14 protein-coding genes are annotated in these 14536 nt (G+C 70.9%); 6 read left to right on the top strand and 8 right to left on the bottom strand.

Annotated features, from left to right (window positions below):
• Nucleotides 1–102 precede the first annotated feature (102 nt).
• Nucleotides 103–993 carry a DUF559 domain-containing protein gene (locus PIR02_10090; protein WZH35132.1) on the top strand — a complete coding sequence of 297 codons (891 nt, stop codon included), beginning with the start codon at nt 103–105 and terminating at the stop codon, nt 991–993.
• Nucleotides 994–1194: 201 nt separating this feature from the next.
• Here the strand turns inward: PIR02_10090 and ccsB are convergent, their stop codons facing one another.
• The 7 genes from ccsB to PIR02_10055 all read right to left on the bottom strand — a co-directional run bounded on the left by ccsB (nt 1195) and on the right by PIR02_10055 (nt 7294).
• Entirely contained in the window at nt 1195–2208 is a 1014-nt protein-coding gene (gene ccsB, locus PIR02_10085) for a c-type cytochrome biogenesis protein CcsB (GenBank protein ID WZH35131.1), read from the bottom strand.
• 4 nt (nt 2209–2212) lie between these two features.
• Nucleotides 2213–4042, bottom strand: a complete 1830-nt coding sequence (locus PIR02_10080) for a cytochrome c biogenesis protein ResB (GenBank protein ID WZH35130.1) — start codon at nt 4040–4042, stop codon at nt 2213–2215.
• Nucleotides 4023–4772, bottom strand: coding sequence for a cytochrome c biogenesis protein CcdA (locus tag PIR02_10075; protein WZH35129.1), 750 nt, complete (start codon nt 4770–4772; stop codon nt 4023–4025). The genes PIR02_10080 and PIR02_10075 overlap by 20 nt, the downstream gene beginning before the upstream one ends.
• Nucleotides 4769–5362: a TlpA disulfide reductase family protein gene (locus tag PIR02_10070; GenBank protein WZH35128.1), complete on the bottom strand. Its 594-nt coding sequence runs from the start codon at nt 5360–5362 to the stop codon at nt 4769–4771. The genes PIR02_10075 and PIR02_10070 overlap by 4 nt, the downstream gene beginning before the upstream one ends.
• Complete coding sequence (locus tag PIR02_10065; protein WZH35127.1) at nt 5362–6006, bottom strand: histidine phosphatase family protein; 645 nt, start codon at nt 6004–6006, stop codon at nt 5362–5364. The genes PIR02_10070 and PIR02_10065 overlap by 1 nt, the downstream gene beginning before the upstream one ends.
• A gap of 89 nt (nt 6007–6095) precedes the next feature.
• Entirely contained in the window at nt 6096–6806 is a 711-nt protein-coding gene (locus tag PIR02_10060; GenBank protein WZH35126.1) for a DedA family protein, read from the bottom strand.
• Nucleotides 6807–6904: 98 nt separating this feature from the next.
• On the bottom strand, nt 6905–7294 hold the full coding sequence (locus PIR02_10055; GenBank protein WZH35125.1) for a DUF6264 family protein: 390 nt from the start codon (nt 7292–7294) through the stop codon (nt 6905–6907).
• A gap of 78 nt (nt 7295–7372) precedes the next feature.
• Here PIR02_10055 and PIR02_10050 point away from each other — a divergent pair, with 78 nt between their 5' ends.
• Genes PIR02_10050 through PIR02_10035 form a run of 4 tightly spaced genes read left to right on the top strand, consistent with a single transcriptional unit; the run spans nt 7373 to nt 12051 of the window.
• Nucleotides 7373–8140, top strand: a complete 768-nt coding sequence (locus PIR02_10050; GenBank protein ID WZH35124.1) for a hypothetical protein — start codon at nt 7373–7375, stop codon at nt 8138–8140.
• On the top strand, nt 8137–9396 hold the full coding sequence (locus PIR02_10045; protein ID WZH35123.1) for an adenosylhomocysteinase: 1260 nt from the start codon (nt 8137–8139) through the stop codon (nt 9394–9396). Before PIR02_10050 ends, PIR02_10045 begins: the two co-directional genes overlap by 4 nt.
• Nucleotides 9393–10691, top strand: a complete 1299-nt coding sequence (locus tag PIR02_10040; GenBank protein ID WZH35122.1) for an amidohydrolase family protein — start codon at nt 9393–9395, stop codon at nt 10689–10691. The genes PIR02_10045 and PIR02_10040 overlap by 4 nt, the downstream gene beginning before the upstream one ends.
• Entirely contained in the window at nt 10684–12051 is a 1368-nt protein-coding gene (locus PIR02_10035) for an NtaA/DmoA family FMN-dependent monooxygenase (GenBank protein ID WZH35121.1), read from the top strand. Before PIR02_10040 ends, PIR02_10035 begins: the two co-directional genes overlap by 8 nt.
• A gap of 30 nt (nt 12052–12081) precedes the next feature.
• On the opposite strand, the gene PIR02_10030 is transcribed toward PIR02_10035, so the two are convergent.
• A complete protein-coding gene (locus PIR02_10030) occupies nt 12082–13089 on the bottom strand; it encodes a nucleoside hydrolase (GenBank protein WZH35120.1) in 1008 nt (335 codons plus the stop codon).
• Between the two features lie 206 nt (nt 13090–13295).
• Here PIR02_10030 and PIR02_10025 point away from each other — a divergent pair, with 206 nt between their 5' ends.
• Nucleotides 13296–14534 (top strand): extracellular solute-binding protein, encoded by a 1239-nt coding sequence (locus tag PIR02_10025; protein ID WZH35119.1) that lies wholly within the window; start codon nt 13296–13298, stop codon nt 14532–14534.
• Nucleotides 14535–14536: the final 2 nt, after the last annotated feature.

Genomic DNA, 14536 nt, shown 5'->3' with positions numbered 1-14536 from the left:
AGGGCTGTCGGTCCTCCTCCACCGGTCGTCGTGTCGGCGAATCATTCACCGGCAGCGTCTCACCGACCACGACGGGCCGGATGGATGCGATGAAGTAGCCGCATGCTTCGACGTCCCCTCCCCGCTGAGTTGGGTGCCGCCTTCACCGTCCAGGAGGCCAGACGACTCGATGTTCGTCGCGACCGGCTGCTCGCCCGCGATCTCTCCGCACCATTCCACGGCGTCCGCAGCAGGTCCGCCGACATGCGGTCGGTGCGAGAGAGGTGTGATGCCTACGCGCCGCGGCTGAGACCGGCCCAGTTCTTCAGCCACGAGACCGCCGCAGCGCTCTGGGAACTGCCGCTGCCCACCGCGCACCCGGCGGGACTTCATGTGTCGGCGATCGCTCCGGCGCGTGAACCTCGCACGGTCGGCGTCATCGGTCACCGGCTCAGAATGTCGACCGCATGTTTGACGCTACGTCGTGGTCTGCCTGTCACCACGGCTGCAGAGACGTGGGCGCAGCTCGCCGCAACCATGTCGGAGGACGACCTTGTCGCGATAGGCGATCACATCCTCACCCACGGCCTCGCCGACCGCGACGACCTGGGCGATGCGTGCACGCGCCTCCGGCGCCGAGGGGCCATCGACCTCGCCCCGGCGCTGGCATCCGTTCGTCCCGGTGCGGAGTCGCCACGCGAGTCCAAAGTGCGACGGATTCTCGTGCGCGCCGGTCTCCCCGAACCCGAACTCAATTGGACTCTCCGCGATACCCGTGGGGTGTTCATCGCCCGCCTCGACATGGCTTACGAGCATCATCGCGTCGCGGTCGAGTACGACGGCCGACAGCACGCGGACGTTCATCAGTTCCGACGGGATGCCGACCGGTGGCCGGCCATCACCGCCCAAGGCTGGCTCCTCGTTCGCATCGTCGACCATCACCTTCGTGACCCCGACCGCTTCATCGTTGCCCCGACGGTCGCGGCGCTCCGTTCGCGAGGGTGGCGGCCCTGACCCCGGTTGAGTGTCCAAGACACCCGGAGCGATTTTCAGATCGTCCGGGTGTTTTGGACACTCAACCGATCGTGGGACCGCAAGCGGCCGGGGCACGGGGCGAGGTCAGCGCGACGCGCGCGCCCGGCGCGCACGCGCGGGCCGGCGCACACGAGCGGGCCGGCGCGCACGCGCGCCCCGCCCGCACGCGCGGGCCGCCCCCTACTGCGTCAGGCCGCTGTAGGCGTGCAGGCCCTTGAAGAAGACGTTGACGATCGTGAAGTTGAACAGCACGGCGGTGAAGCCGATGATCGACAGCCACGCCGAGCGGGTGCCGCGCCAGCCACGGGTCGCGCGGGCGTGGATGTAGCCGGCGTAGAGCACCCAGATGACGAACGTCCAGACCTCTTTGGTGTCGAAGCCCCAGAAGCGGCCCCACGCGTCATTGGCCCAGATGGCACCGGCGATCAGCGTGAACGTCCAGAAGATGAACCCGACGATCGCGAAGCGGTACGCGAGAGACTCCAGGGCGTCGGCCGAGGGCAGGGTCCGCAAGAAGCTGCGGCGGCCCGCGGCGTCCGCCGGCGCGTCGACCAGCTTGCGCTCACGGCGGGTCTGCAGCAGCTGCACGACCGACAGCCCGAAAGCGAGCGCGAACAGCGAGGTCGCGAGGATCGCGACGAAGACGTGGATGACGAGCCACACCGACTTCAACGGGTCGGCCAGCGGCACCACCTCGACGTGGTACGCCAGGGTCGCGCCTCCCAGCAGCACGATCGCCAGGCCCGTGATGAACGAGCCGAGGAAGCGCAGGTCGTACCGCGTCAGCGAGGCGAGGTAGACCAACACGATGAGCAGCAGCCCGGTGAGCGCGAACTCGTACATGTTCGACCACGGCACACGGCCCGCAGCGAACCCGCGCAGCACGGTCGCGGCGAGGTGGAAGAGGAAGGCGAGCGCCGTCAGCGCCGTCCCCATGCGGGCCCAGAGGTACCGGGGCTTCGCGGTGAACGAGGGACCGGATGCCACACCCTGAGCCGAGGAGTCGATGACGCCTCCCCCGCCCGCGGTCACGAGCTCACGGGCGACGACCTGGTCCTTCGCCTTGACGGCGAGGTCGGAGCGACGGGCGAGGTCGATGGCGTAGGCGATGAACGCCAGCACATAGACGCCGACCGCCGTCCACACCAGGAGAAGGGAGATCTCGTCGAGGAAGAGCGAGTTCGGTCCGGGCATGGTGTCAGTCTACTTTTCCGGTATCGGGACGGGACGGGTCGGTGGGGTCGGATTCCGGGGCGTCGTCGACGCTGGTCCCCGCGCGCGGAGCCGCAGCAGCAGGAGCCTCGGCCGCCGGGGCGACCTCACCCGGAAGCGTCGCCCGGTGCTTCTCGACCATCTGCTCGACGGCGGCGGCGAGCGTCGGGTCTTCGCCGCGGGCCAGGCCCGCGTACTCCACGTGCACCGCCCCGCCGCGCAGCGTCGCCTTGACCCACATGCGGCGGCGCGGCACGAACAGCGCGGCGAGCAGGCCGAAGAGGGCGAGCAGGGCGAAGGCGAGCACCCAGGGCCCTGCGAGGTCACGGTGGATCGAGAGCGAGGCGAAGCGTTTCACCGAACCGTCGTACCCGGACGCGCCGGCGGGGGCGGCGTTGTCGAAGGTGATCGTGCCGAGTCCGTTCGGCAGGTCTTGCGTCTCGCCGGGCATGAGCTGGATCGCCGGGGTACCGCTGTCGCCACCGGCGAGCTGCTCCATGCCGGTCGGGTCGAGCGTATAGACCGAGCGGGGCGTGCCGTCGTCGATCCCGAGGTCTCCGGCGTAGACGCGGAGCGTGAGCACCGGGTACTCGAGCGCACCGTAGGTCGAGGTCAGCGCACCCGAGGCCAGCACGTCCATGGTCGGGTAGAAGAAGCCGACGAGACCGAGTTGCTCCGGGAGCCCGTCCGCGACCTTGATGACGCCGAGCGAGGTCATGTTGGCATCCTGGGGCAGGAACGCCACCGAGTCGTGGAACACCTCGTCGCCCTGGGCGTTACGGATCGTCACGGTCGGGGCGTATCCGTTGCCGAGCAGGTAGATGCGATCGCCCTGCACGTCGAGGGGATGGTTGACACGGATCTCGCCGTTCTGGGGGTCCCCACCCGGAGCCTGGGTCGTCATGTGCGCGACGAAGTCGCCCGCCTGCCCCGAACCGGGCTGGCCGGGCGCGACGTAGTTCACGTCGAACTGGTCGAGCGTCATCGAGTAGGGCGTGAGGGTGTCACCGCTGACGAAGCGCCCAGGGTTGAACGAGGAGTAGTCGAGCAGGCTGTTCGCGAACGCCTGTCCCTCCACGAGCACGCGCTGCCCGGTGTAGGTGAAGCCGCCGCCGATGCCGACGGCCAACAGCACGCCCACGAGCGCCGCGTGGAAGACGAGGTTGCCGGTCTCGCGCAGGTAGCCGCGCTCGGCAGAGACCGAGAACGTGCCCCGCCCGTCGTACCGCGCGACGCGGTAGCCGCTCTTGCGCAGCTGCGCGGCGGCACTGTCGACGGCTGCGGCGGCGACGGCCGCGGCATCCTGGCCCTCCGGCACCGTCACGGTCACGTCGCGGTGGTCGTCCAGACGACCGAGGCGCGCGGGCGTGCGCGGGGGCTGCGAGCGCAGCGCCTTCCAGTGGTGCTTCGTGCGCGGGAGCACGCACCCGATGAGCGAGACGAACAGCAGGATGTAGATCGCCGAGAACCACGGCGACGTGTACACGTCGAACATGCTCAGCTTGTCGAGCACCGGCGCGAGGTCGGGGTTGTCGGTGAAGTACTGCGTGACGCCGTTGGGGTCGGCGCTGCGTTGCGGCACGATCGAGCCGGGGACGGCGGCGATCGCGAGCAGCAGCAGCAGCACGAGCGCGGTGCGCATGCTGGTGAGCTGCCGCCAGCCCCAGCGCATCCAGCCGACGACACCCAGGCGCGGCTGGGTGATGTCGTCGCTGCCGTCGCCGGACGGTGCGGAATCGGCGTGATCGGACGGACGGAGGACGCCGTCGGTCGGCTCGGTCACGGTGCCACCTCGATCAGAGCGGGAGCTGGACATTGAGCATCACCCCCTGCAGGGTCGACATCCAGGTGCCCCACACGCCGATGACCATGAGCAGGCCGAGCACGATGAGCAGGACCCCGCCGATGAGGTTCACGACGCGGATGTGCCGGCGGATGAAGGCCACCGACTTCGTCGCCCAGCCGAAGCCGACCGCGAGGAGCAGGAACGGGATGCCGAGCCCCAGCGAATAGGCCAGCCCGAGCAGGGCCGCGCGCCAGGGGTCGCCGACGATGTACGACACCGAGATGATCGCGGTCAGCGTCGGGCCGATGCAGGGCGTCCAGCCGATGCCGAGGGCGATACCGAGCAGCGGCGCTCCGATGAGGCCGAGGTTTCCGCGTGCCTGCATGCGCACCGAGCGCTGCGCGATGCCGAAGAGGCCGATGAACACCAGCCCCATGAGGATGATGACGACACCGACGACGCGCGTGATGACATCGGCGTAGCGGGTGAAGAACGCCCCGGCGGCGCCGCCGAGCACGTTCAGCGCCATGAAGACGACGGTGAAGCCCGCGATGAACAACAGCGTCCCGCCCAGCAGGCGTCCACGACCCGGGCCGGATGCCGAGCTCCCCCGCGGAGCGACGGCACCGCCGATGAAGCCGAGGTACCCGGGGACGAGCGGCAGCACGCAGGGCGAGAGGAACGAGATGAGGCCGGCCGCGAGCGCGACGGGGAGCGCGAGCCACAGAGCCCCGTCGAAGACGAGGGCGCCCGGATTCACGCGTTCTCCGCGACCACGGTGCGCACCATCGCCTCGAGGATCGACGCCTCGGGCAGTTCCCCGATGATGCGGGCCGCGACGCGGCCCTGCTTGTCGAGCACGAGCGTGGTGGGGGTGGCATTCAGGGGCGTCTTGTCGTTGAACGCGAGCTTGAGCTCGGCGTCGTTGACCGCGAGCGCGCTGGAGTACGACACCCCGTTGTCGCGGGCGAACGAGAGGGCGGTGGGGCCCTGGTCGTAGGTGTTGATACCGAGGAACGCGACGTCCTGCCCCTGGAACGACTGGTAGGCCTGCTCGAGGCGCGGCGCTTCGATGATGCAGGGGCCGCAGGTGGCGTACCAGAAGTTGACGACGAGGACCTTGCCCACGAAATCGGCGCTCGACACGGGCGAGCCGTTGTCGAGGGTGCCCGCGAAGTCGACGGGTTCACCGCGCTGGTCGGGGGCGATCTCCTGTGTCTGGAACCCGTTCGCGGCGATGTACCCCTTGTTGTCGCCCGCGCGATACTGATCGGCGAGCGGGTCGGTGGTACAGGCGGCCAGGCTCACGGCGAGGGCCGCGACCACGGCGGCGGAGAGGATTCGGCGCATCACACGGCTCCTACGTCGACGGCTCCGGCGGTGCTCGCCGGTTCCGCGTAGGCCACTTCGACCCACCGAGCGGAGCCGTCGGCGCCCTCGCGCCGTTCGAAGCTCGTCACGCTCGACAGCGCGCAGCGGCGCTTGCGGGGATCGTGGCGGGTGGGCTGGTGGGAAAGGGCGAGGTGGGTCACCCAGATCGGGAGCTGGTGCGACACGATGACGACGTCACCGGACGGCACGCGCTCCCACGCATCGGTCATGGCGGACGTCACACGCGCGACGACCTGCGCATAGGGCTCACCCCAGCTCGGCACAGCGGGTTGCCGCAGGTGCCTCCAGTTGAGGGGGTTCGCGAGGGCCTGCTTCATGCGGCGCCCCTCGAACACGTTCGTCGGTTCGATCACGCGCTCGTCGATCACCGGCTCGATGCCGAAGAGCGCGACGAACGGCTCGGCCGACTCTCGCGTGCGCTGCAGCGGCGAGGCGATCAGCGCCGACACGGGGCGATCGAGCCCGTGGACGTACTCGGCGGCCTGACGGGCCATGCGACGCCCGTCGACACTCAGACCGAATCCGGGGAGCCGACCGTAGAGCACGCGACGGGGGTTGTGAACCTCCCCGTGGCGCACGAGATGAAGGCGATCCGCGGGCACCGGATCAGTCTACGGGCGCGTTCTGTGGTCTGACTGAGCGAGCGTCCCGGTTGCTTCGACGTGGAGATACCCCGACCGGATGCCGGGACTCAGGCGTCCTGGCGGCTACCGGCGGCGTCGCGCCGCGAGGCCAGCAGCGACCGGACGCGCGAGTACAGGAACCAGGACACCCCGATCGCGACGGCCGCGATCACGACGTACTGGAGGATCGAGGCGTACTCCTCGACGATGTGCCAGTTCTCGCCGAGCAGGAACCCCGAGAGCACGAAGATCGTGTTCCAGATGAGGCTTCCCGCAGCGGTGAGGAGACCGAATCGCCACATCGGCATCTTCGAGACGCCGGCCGGGATCGAGATGAGACTGCGGAAGATCGGGATCATGCGCCCGAAGAACACCGCCTTCCCGCCGTGACGTTCGAACCACGCCACCGTGCGGTCGACGTCTTCGGGGTGCAGCAGCGGCATCTTGTCGGCGAAGGAGCGCAGGCGGGCAGCACCGAGCCACCGGCCGAGGCCGTAGAGCAGGAACGCGCCGACGACCGAACCGACGGTCGTCCACAGCAGCGCCTCGAACAGGGTGAAGGACCCCCGGCTGGCCGTGAGCCCGGCCATGGGCAGCACAACCTCGCTGGGCAGCGGCGGGAACAGATTCTCCAGGGCGATCGCCACCCCGGCGCCCACGGGGCCGATGATCTCCATGAGCGACACGGTCCAGTCGGCGAGCGAGGTCAGCCAGGACTGTCCCTCTCCCGCGCTCGCGGTAGGCCGCAGGGAGGGAAGGGAAAGGGTCGTGTCGGTCATCGGGTGCCTTCGCGCTCGGTGATCAGCCGCCCGTCCGGACGCCCGTCCCAGGGTACGACCCGGTCATCCGCGATTCCTGGGGGTTGCCCCCGAGGGATTCAGGATGCCGAGACCCCGAGGCTCACGATCGCCGCTGCGACGAACCACAGCGCCGACATCAGAGCCATCGCCGACAGCGGCACCCAGAACGCCAGGCGACGCTTCACCAGGAGCACGATCGAGATGACCACGCCCACCAGGAGCACGCCCCACGGACTGATGACCGCCGACCACAGACCGATGTTCATCAGCTCCGTGTTGCAGGTCTGCGACCCGCACGCGTCGGACGCGAACGCGAGGAAGAGTCCCGCGTACGATGCGGCGAGCGCGGCCAGCGGCAGCAGCACGAGGAAGACGATCGTGAGCACGACGTCCCATACCCGCGGCGAGCGGGCGGCAGGTTCCGGCCGCAGCGTCCGGAACGACTCCGGCGGCATCGAAAAGGTCACGCCCACATCCTAGGGAGCGACGCGCCGCGCAACGTCACGAAGTGGCGGGCGGGGGCTCGCTCCCCGTACCGTCGAGGCGTGTCGTCCTTCCGGTCCCACACGCCCGACAGGATCGACGCGCTGCTCCCCGTTTCCCTCCGCCTCCACCGGGAGTGGCGCAGCGCGCTCGAGACCCTGTCGTACGGCGGTGCCCTCCCTCCCCTGCCCCCCGCTGTGCGTGCCGCCCTTCGCGAAGCGGGGCACGTCGATCTCGCGTACGAGGACGACGGCGTCGATCCGCTCGCCTCGCCCGCGTTCGGCATCCTGTACTCCCGGCTGCGCGCGGAGCAGGTGCTGCGCGCGGTGTCGGCGCGCACGAACCTCACGCTCGCGGGCACGACCGTCGCGGTGGTCGGCGACGGAGCGCTCTCGGCGGCGCTCACCTCTTCCCTCCGCACGCTCGGGGCGATGGTGGTCCGCGTGACGGACGCGCCCGTCGCGGCGCTCGCGGCGCACCTCGACGGCCTTCGCGTGCGGCCTCTGCGCGACATCTCCCGCACCGACACGCCCGTCCACCTGACCGTGCTGACGGGCGAGGGGCACGGCATCCTGTCGCTCGAGTCGCTCACCGGCCTGATCGCCGACGCGTCGCCGCGCGGCACGATCGCGGGCACGGACGGCGCCTCGCCGTCGCATCGCCCGTTCGTCACGACGGCGGGACCGGCCCTCCTCGTCGAGGTGCCCTCTCCCCTCCCGACCGAGGGCGCCGCTTCCACGGCACCCCAGCGGCGGGTGCTCGACGCCCTGATCGCGTGGCGGCTTCTCGACGGGGATGACGACCGCTTCGCCGAGGAGGTCATCGCGTGAGCGGCCGTATCGCCGACCCCTCGCTGTGGCGGGCGGGACAGGACCGCATCGACTGGGCGCGCGCCCATATGCCCGTGACGCTCGCGCTGGCCGAGCGACTGCGGACGGCCGGCACCGTGGCGGGCGTGCGGATCGGCGTCTCCGACGTCCTCGAGCCGAAGACCGCCACCGTCGCCCTCGCTCTCGCCGAGGCGGGCGCCGAGGTCACGGTCACCTCTGCCGGACGCAACACCGACGATGCCGTCGCGGCCGCTCTCACCCACGCGGGGCTGCCCGTGTACGCACGCGAAGACGCCGGGCGCGCGGAGGACCGCGAGAACGCGCTCGCGCTGCTCGACCACCACCCCGAGGTGATCGTCGACGACGGCGCGTCGACGATCCGGCTGGCCCATCTCGAGCGCCCCGACGTCGTCGCGCGCATGCGCGGAGCGACCGAGCAGACCACGAGCGGGGTGAGGCCGCTGCGGCGTATGAACGCCGAGGGCGCGCTGCGGATCCCCGTGGTCGCCGCCAACGACGCACGCTCGAAGTCCCTGTTCGACAACCGCCACGGCACGGGGCAGTCCGTCGTGTTCGCGGTGGCCGATGTGGCCGATCGCTCCCTCCACGGTGCGACCGTCGTGGTCGTGGGGTACGGCCGTGTCGGCTCGGGGATCGCCGAGCACGCCGCCGCCCTCGGGGCGCGGGTGATCGTGACCGAGACCGATCCCGTCGCCGCCCTGCAGGCGGCGTTCGCCGGCTTCGCCGTCCGCACCCTTTCGCGGGCCGTCGCCGAGGCCGACATCGTCATCTCGGCCACCGGCATCCGGCACACCGTCGACGTCGCCCACCTCGATGCCCTGCCCACCGGCGCGATCGTCGCGGTCGGGGGCGGAGTGTCCCAAGAACTGGCACTGGATGCCGCCCGCACGGCCGGCGCGACGGAGGTCGCCCGTGACGGCGCGGTGTCGACGCTCCGGATGCCGAGCGGGTCGCTCGTCCACGTGCTCGACGACGGCAACTGCCTCAACGTCAGCGCGGCGGAGGGCAACCCGGTGCAGATCATGGACCTGTCGTTCGGGGTGCAGCTCGCCTCGGTGGAGTATCTGCTGACCACACCGGGGCTCGCCGCCGGAGTGCACGAGCTGCCCCGCGCTGCCGACGACGAGGTCGCCGCGATCGCGCTCGCCTCGTTCGGCGGAACGGTCGACACCGCCTCGGCGGCCCAGCGGGAGTTCCTGGCGTCATGGACCTCCCGGAGCGAGGGCGACGAGTGAGCGTCGTCGTCCATCGCGCCCGCGCGGTGCTCTCCCCGGGCACCCCGCCTGTCGCCGACGGAGCCGTCGCCGTCCAGGACGGCCGTATCGCGGCGGTCGGTCGATTCGACGAGGTCGTGCGCACGTCCGAGGGCGCCGAGGTGCACGAATGGGACGGCGCGCTCACCCCCGGCCTCGTCAACGCACACACGCACCTGCAGTACACCGATATGGCCGCGGTCGGGCGGGCGACGCACACGGGCTTCGAGTCGTGGATGAGCGCCTTCATGGAGCTCTACCCCCTCCCGCGCGACTGGAGCGAGTCGGCGGCCGCGGGCGCGGCGCTCTGCCTGCGCGCGGGGACCACCGCGGTCGCCGAGATCGTCACCGACGTCGAGGCCGGCAGCGCCGTTCACGCAGCGGGCCTGCACGGCATCGCGTTCTGGGAGGTGCTCGGCTGGACCGACAGCGCCTGGCGGCTCGGCGGGCCCGACACCGTGCGCGCGCAGCTGAGCGCTCTGCCCACTCCCCCGGCGGTGGGGCTCTCGCCGCACGCGATCTACTCCCTCGACACCGAGGTGATCCGCGACCTCTCCCGCCTGGCCGCGGAGTGGGGCGTGCGCCAGCACATCCATGCCGCCGAGTCGGCCTGGGAAGACGCGTACGTGCGCAGCGGCACCGGCGATCTCGCCGAGCGGTGGCGCGCGAACGGCCGCGGTGAGTTCGCGCTGCTGAGCAGTGACGGTGTCGGGATCGGGGTCATCCCGTATCTCGATTCGCTCGGGGCCCTCGCTCCGACGACCCACCTCGCGCACGGCATCTACGTCGACGCCGATGACCGGCGCCTCCTCCGCGAGCGCGGGGTGAGCGTGGCCCTCTGCCCGCGCTCGAATGCGGTGATCGGTCTCGACCCGCCGCCGGTCGCCGCCTACCTGCGCGAGGGCAACGCGATCGCGGTGGGGACGGACTCCCTGTCGTCGTCGCCGAGTCTGTCGCTCTGGCACGACGTCGCCGCCTTGTACGACCTCGCCCGTTCGCAGGGGTACGCCGAACCCGATCTCCACGCCCGCCTGTTCCACGCCGCCACCGCGGGCGGAGCGCATGCCCTGGGCCTGGATGCCACCGACCCGACCGGCGTGCTGCAGGTCGGCGCCCGCGCCGACCTCGCCGTCTTCCCGATCGCCGCCTCCGCGCCCGAAGACGCATTGGCGGAGCTCGTCGAGGCGGGCCCGGCCGAGGCATCCCTCACCGTCGTCGGCGGGACCGTCCGCTGGCGCACCCCCGCCCGAGAAGAACGGACCACCGCGAATGTCTGACCCCCGCCCCCTGCTGTTCGGCCTCTACGAGCAGGCGTGCGTCGGTAACGGATCGTCGGCGGCCAGCATGTGGAGGCACCCGGCCGACGACCGCCTGTCGGCGACCTCGCTGCGGTACTGGACCGACCAGGCACGCCGGGTCGAAGCGGCCGGCATGGACCTCTTCTTCTTCGGCGACGTTCTGGGGATGTACGACACCTACCGCGGGTCGGCGGCGACCGCGATCGAGACGGGCGTCGAGCTGCCCGCCCTCGACCCGATGCTCCACATCCCCGCGCTCGCCGCGGTCACGGAGAACCTCGCCTTCGGCACGACCGTCTCGACCACCTACGAGCACCCGTTCGCGCACGCGCGCCGGTTCTCGACCCTCGACCACCTCACCGACGGCCGCATCGGCTGGAACGTGGTGACGTCGTACCTGGCCGGCGCGGCGGCGAACTTCGGACTCGACGTGCTGGCGCACGACCGGCGTTACGATCGCGCCGACGAGTTCCTCGAGGTCGCCTACGCGCTGTGGGAGCGCAGCTGGGAAGACGACGCCTTCGTCGGCGACAGGGCGTCCGGACTGTTCGCCGACCCCGCGAAAGTGCACCGCATCGATCACGAGGGCGAGCACTTCCGCGTGGCAGGTCCCCACCTCAGCACGCCGTCACCGCAGCGCACGCCGGTCATCATCCAGGCCGGCTGGTCTCCGCGCGGACGCGAGTTCGCCGCCCGCCACGCCGAGCTGATCTTCGTCGGCGACTCCGACCCCGTCGCCATCCGCGCAGGGCTCGCGGGCATCCGTCGTCGCGCCGAGGAACTCGGACGGGATGCCTCGCAGATCCGCGCCGTGGTCGGCATGAACCTCGTCGTGGCCCCGACCGGGATCGCGGTGCAGGAGAAGATCGACTCCCTCCAGGAGTACTACTCGCCGGAGGCGCAGCTGGCCGCCTACGCCGGGTGGGGCGGGATCGACTTCTCGCGGTACGCGGACGACGAGCCGCTGGTCAAGCGCGCGACGAACGCCACGCAGACGAAGGAGACCCGAGGCGACGCACCGACATTGACCGCGGGCGACGTGCGCCGCCAGTTCTCGAGAGTCACCGCCTTCGCCGACGATCGATTCCTCGGCACTCCCGACGCGGTGGCCGATGCGATCGGGACCTTCGTGGAGGAGTCGGGGGTCGACGGCTTCCTATTGCACCCGTTCCTGTCGCCGGCGTCGGTCAAGGACTTCGCAGAGCTGCTCGTGCCGGCATTGACCGCGCGCGGCCTGTACGGCGGCTTCCCGAAGGACGGCACGTTCCGTTCGCGCCTGCGCACGGACCGCCGAAGCCGCCTCGCCGACGACCACCCCGCGCGGGCCGGCGCACACTGACACCGGCACCGCGCGAGCGGTGCGTGGGACTTATCGCTGCGCGGGGCCTCCGGCGAGCGCCCGGACGAACAGACGGCGGAAGAGATCACCGTCGAACGCCGTGACCGCGCGGATGTTCGGCCCGTCGGGCGTCCCCCACACCAGCGGCAGGCCGTCGTGCGTGAGGGCGATGCGCGTCGCGAGCGACCCGCCGTGCGGCGTGTAGTCGACGGGACCCTCGGTCCAGGCGGTGACGATGTCGGGGCGGTGCAGCACGACCGTGGCCAGACCGTCGTGGGCGGACGAGATCCGTCGGCCCCACTTGTACTGGTAGAAGTCGTTGTACGCGTCGAGCACCTCGCCCGCGAACGTGCTCCACGGGGTGCCGGTGCCGCGCAGGACCGCGAGCACCTGCTCGTCGAGGATGGCGGTCGCGGTGACGTTCACGCCCACCATGACGACGTTGCCGGTGTTGCGCGCACCGAACACGATCTCGGCGGCCCGCTGGTCGTTGGCGGTGTTGGCGTCCGTCAGGGTGGCGCCGCCCGGCGGCGGATAGGCGCCGGCACCGCCCATGATGACGACCGAACGGAACTTCAGGAACAGGTCGGGGTCGCGCTCGAGGGCGCGGGCGATGTTCGTGAGCGGGCCGAGCGGGTGCAGGTCGACCTGTCCCGGGCTCTCCGCGGCGATGCGGACGATGGCATCCACCGCGCTCTCGTCCTCGACCCGCAGTTCGGCGCGCTCGAACCGATCGCCCAGGCCGTCGGTGCCGTGCACGAAGTCGGCGATCGACGCCTCCCCCTCGAGGGGCGCGGCTTCGCCGAGGTGGACGGGGATATCCTCGCGCCCCGCGAGTCGGAGGACCGTGCGGACGTTGCGCGCCGAGTCCTCGACCGGCGTGTTGCCGTAGATCGTCGTGATGGCCTCGATCTCGACGTCGGGCTGAGCGAGCAGATACATGAGCGAGTGGGCGTCGTCGAGGCCGGTGTCGGTGTCGACGAGCACACGCTGACGCGCGGGGGACGCGTCGGCTGCGGGGACGGGAAGGGATGCCATGAGCGCTCCTCGGGCAGGGATGGGGATGCTCTCACCCTGCCCGTTCTCGGGTCGCCGCGGGCGCAGGTGTTACACCGCGTGACGCCGACGTTCCCTGTTCGACATGTGCAGGCACCAGAGTGAGGGGCGACGCGGGCTGCATCCCGCGTCCCCCTCACAGCACTCATCGACCGACGACGGCGCGTCGGTCGGGAAACGGACCTCACATGGCTCTCTCTTCGTCGCGGCTACGCCGCCTCGCTCTCCCCGCGGTCGGTCTCGTCGGCGCGCTGACGCTCGCCGGCTGCGCGGGCGGGCAGTCCGCCCCGGCCCAGACGGACGGCTTCGACGGCGTCTCCCTGACGGTCTGGAACAACATCGACTTCGAGCCGTACCAGGGACTGCAGAAGAAGTACTTCGAGGCGTGCGCGTCCGAGTTGGGCATCACGGTCGATGTGCAGACGCAGTCGGGTGACTACACCACGAAGCTGCTCCAGGCCGCCGGGGCGAAGGCACTCCCCGACGTGGCGCTGCTGTCCACCGACACCCAGCTCCCGCAGCTGGCGTCGCAGGGCGTGCTCGCCGACCTCAGCGGGTACGACGTCACGACCGACGGGCTCGCCGACAGCGTCGCCGACCTCGGCACGTACGACGGGACGCTCTACGGCCTGCCCGTGCAGGTCGAGGACTACGCGATCTTCTACAACAAGGCCGCCTTCGCCGCAGCCGGCGTGCCCGAGACCGCCCCGAAGACCTTCGACGACCTCGTCGCGCTCGCGAAGTCGCTCACCACCGCGAACCAGAAGGGCATCGTCCTGCCGGGCATCGGCGGCGACGGCTCCACGCCTGTCTACTACCTGCCGTTCCTCCTCTCGGCCGGTGGCGACCCCGCCGACCCCACGAGCACGGGGGCCGTCGAGGCCGTCGACCTCTACAAGAAGCTCGTCGACGACGGCTCGCTGTCGTCCGAGTTCGTCAACTGGGGATGGGAATCGATCGATCAGTGGACCTCCGGCGCCGCCGCGCTGACGGTCTCGGGCCCCTGGAACCTCGTCGACACCTCGATCCCGTTCGAGTACGGCACCTTCCCGTTCCCCACGGCCACCGCGGGCGAGTCGCCCCGCGTGAACCTGCTGGGCTACGCCTACGGCGTCGCGGCGAACGCCGACGCGCAGAAGGAAGCGGCCGCGGCCGCCCTGATCAAATGCCGCGCCTCCGAGGAGAACCAGGTCGACACCGCGGTGCAGGGTGGGTACATCCCCGCCCTCACGAGCGCTCAGGCCTCGTTCGTCGAGCAGGTTCCCGCGGCCGCCCCGTTCGTAGACGCCGTCAGCGGCGCCTACAACTCGGCCGAGCTGGGCACCGAGTGGAACACGCTGCAGCAGAAGTACGTCGACGCGATCCAGTCCGCGACGGTCGGCGGCGAGACGGCCGAGGCCGCGCTGAAGCAGGTCGCCGGTCAGTGACC

This window comes from Microbacterium enclense (genome assembly GCA_038182865.1).
GTDB classification, from domain to species: Bacteria; Actinomycetota; Actinomycetes; order Actinomycetales; family Microbacteriaceae; genus Microbacterium; species Microbacterium enclense_B.
Note: the sequence above shows the minus strand (reverse complement) of the source record. Positions and strands in the feature narration are given on the sequence as shown.

What these genes read in the sequence shown, in the direction of transcription:
- PIR02_10090 (WZH35132.1), top strand. Translation starts at nt 103, where the DNA reads ATGCTTCGACGTCCCCTCCCCGCTGAGTTGGGTGCCGCCTTCACCGTC.
- PIR02_10060 (WZH35126.1), bottom strand. Translation starts at nt 6,806, where the DNA reads ATGACCGACACGACCCTTTCCCTTCCCTCCCTGCGGCCTACCGCGAGC.
- PIR02_10035 (WZH35121.1), top strand. Translation starts at nt 10,684, where the DNA reads ATGTCTGACCCCCGCCCCCTGCTGTTCGGCCTCTACGAGCAGGCGTGC.
- PIR02_10070 (WZH35128.1), bottom strand. Translation starts at nt 5,362, where the DNA reads ATGCGCCGAATCCTCTCCGCCGCCGTGGTCGCGGCCCTCGCCGTGAGC.
- PIR02_10030 (WZH35120.1), bottom strand. Translation starts at nt 13,089, where the DNA reads ATGGCATCCCTTCCCGTCCCCGCAGCCGACGCGTCCCCCGCGCGTCAG.
- PIR02_10080 (WZH35130.1), bottom strand. Translation starts at nt 4,042, where the DNA reads ATGTCCAGCTCCCGCTCTGATCGAGGTGGCACCGTGACCGAGCCGACC.
- ccsB (WZH35131.1), bottom strand. Translation starts at nt 2,208, where the DNA reads ATGCCCGGACCGAACTCGCTCTTCCTCGACGAGATCTCCCTTCTCCTG.
- PIR02_10025 (WZH35119.1), top strand. Translation starts at nt 13,296, where the DNA reads ATGGCTCTCTCTTCGTCGCGGCTACGCCGCCTCGCTCTCCCCGCGGTC.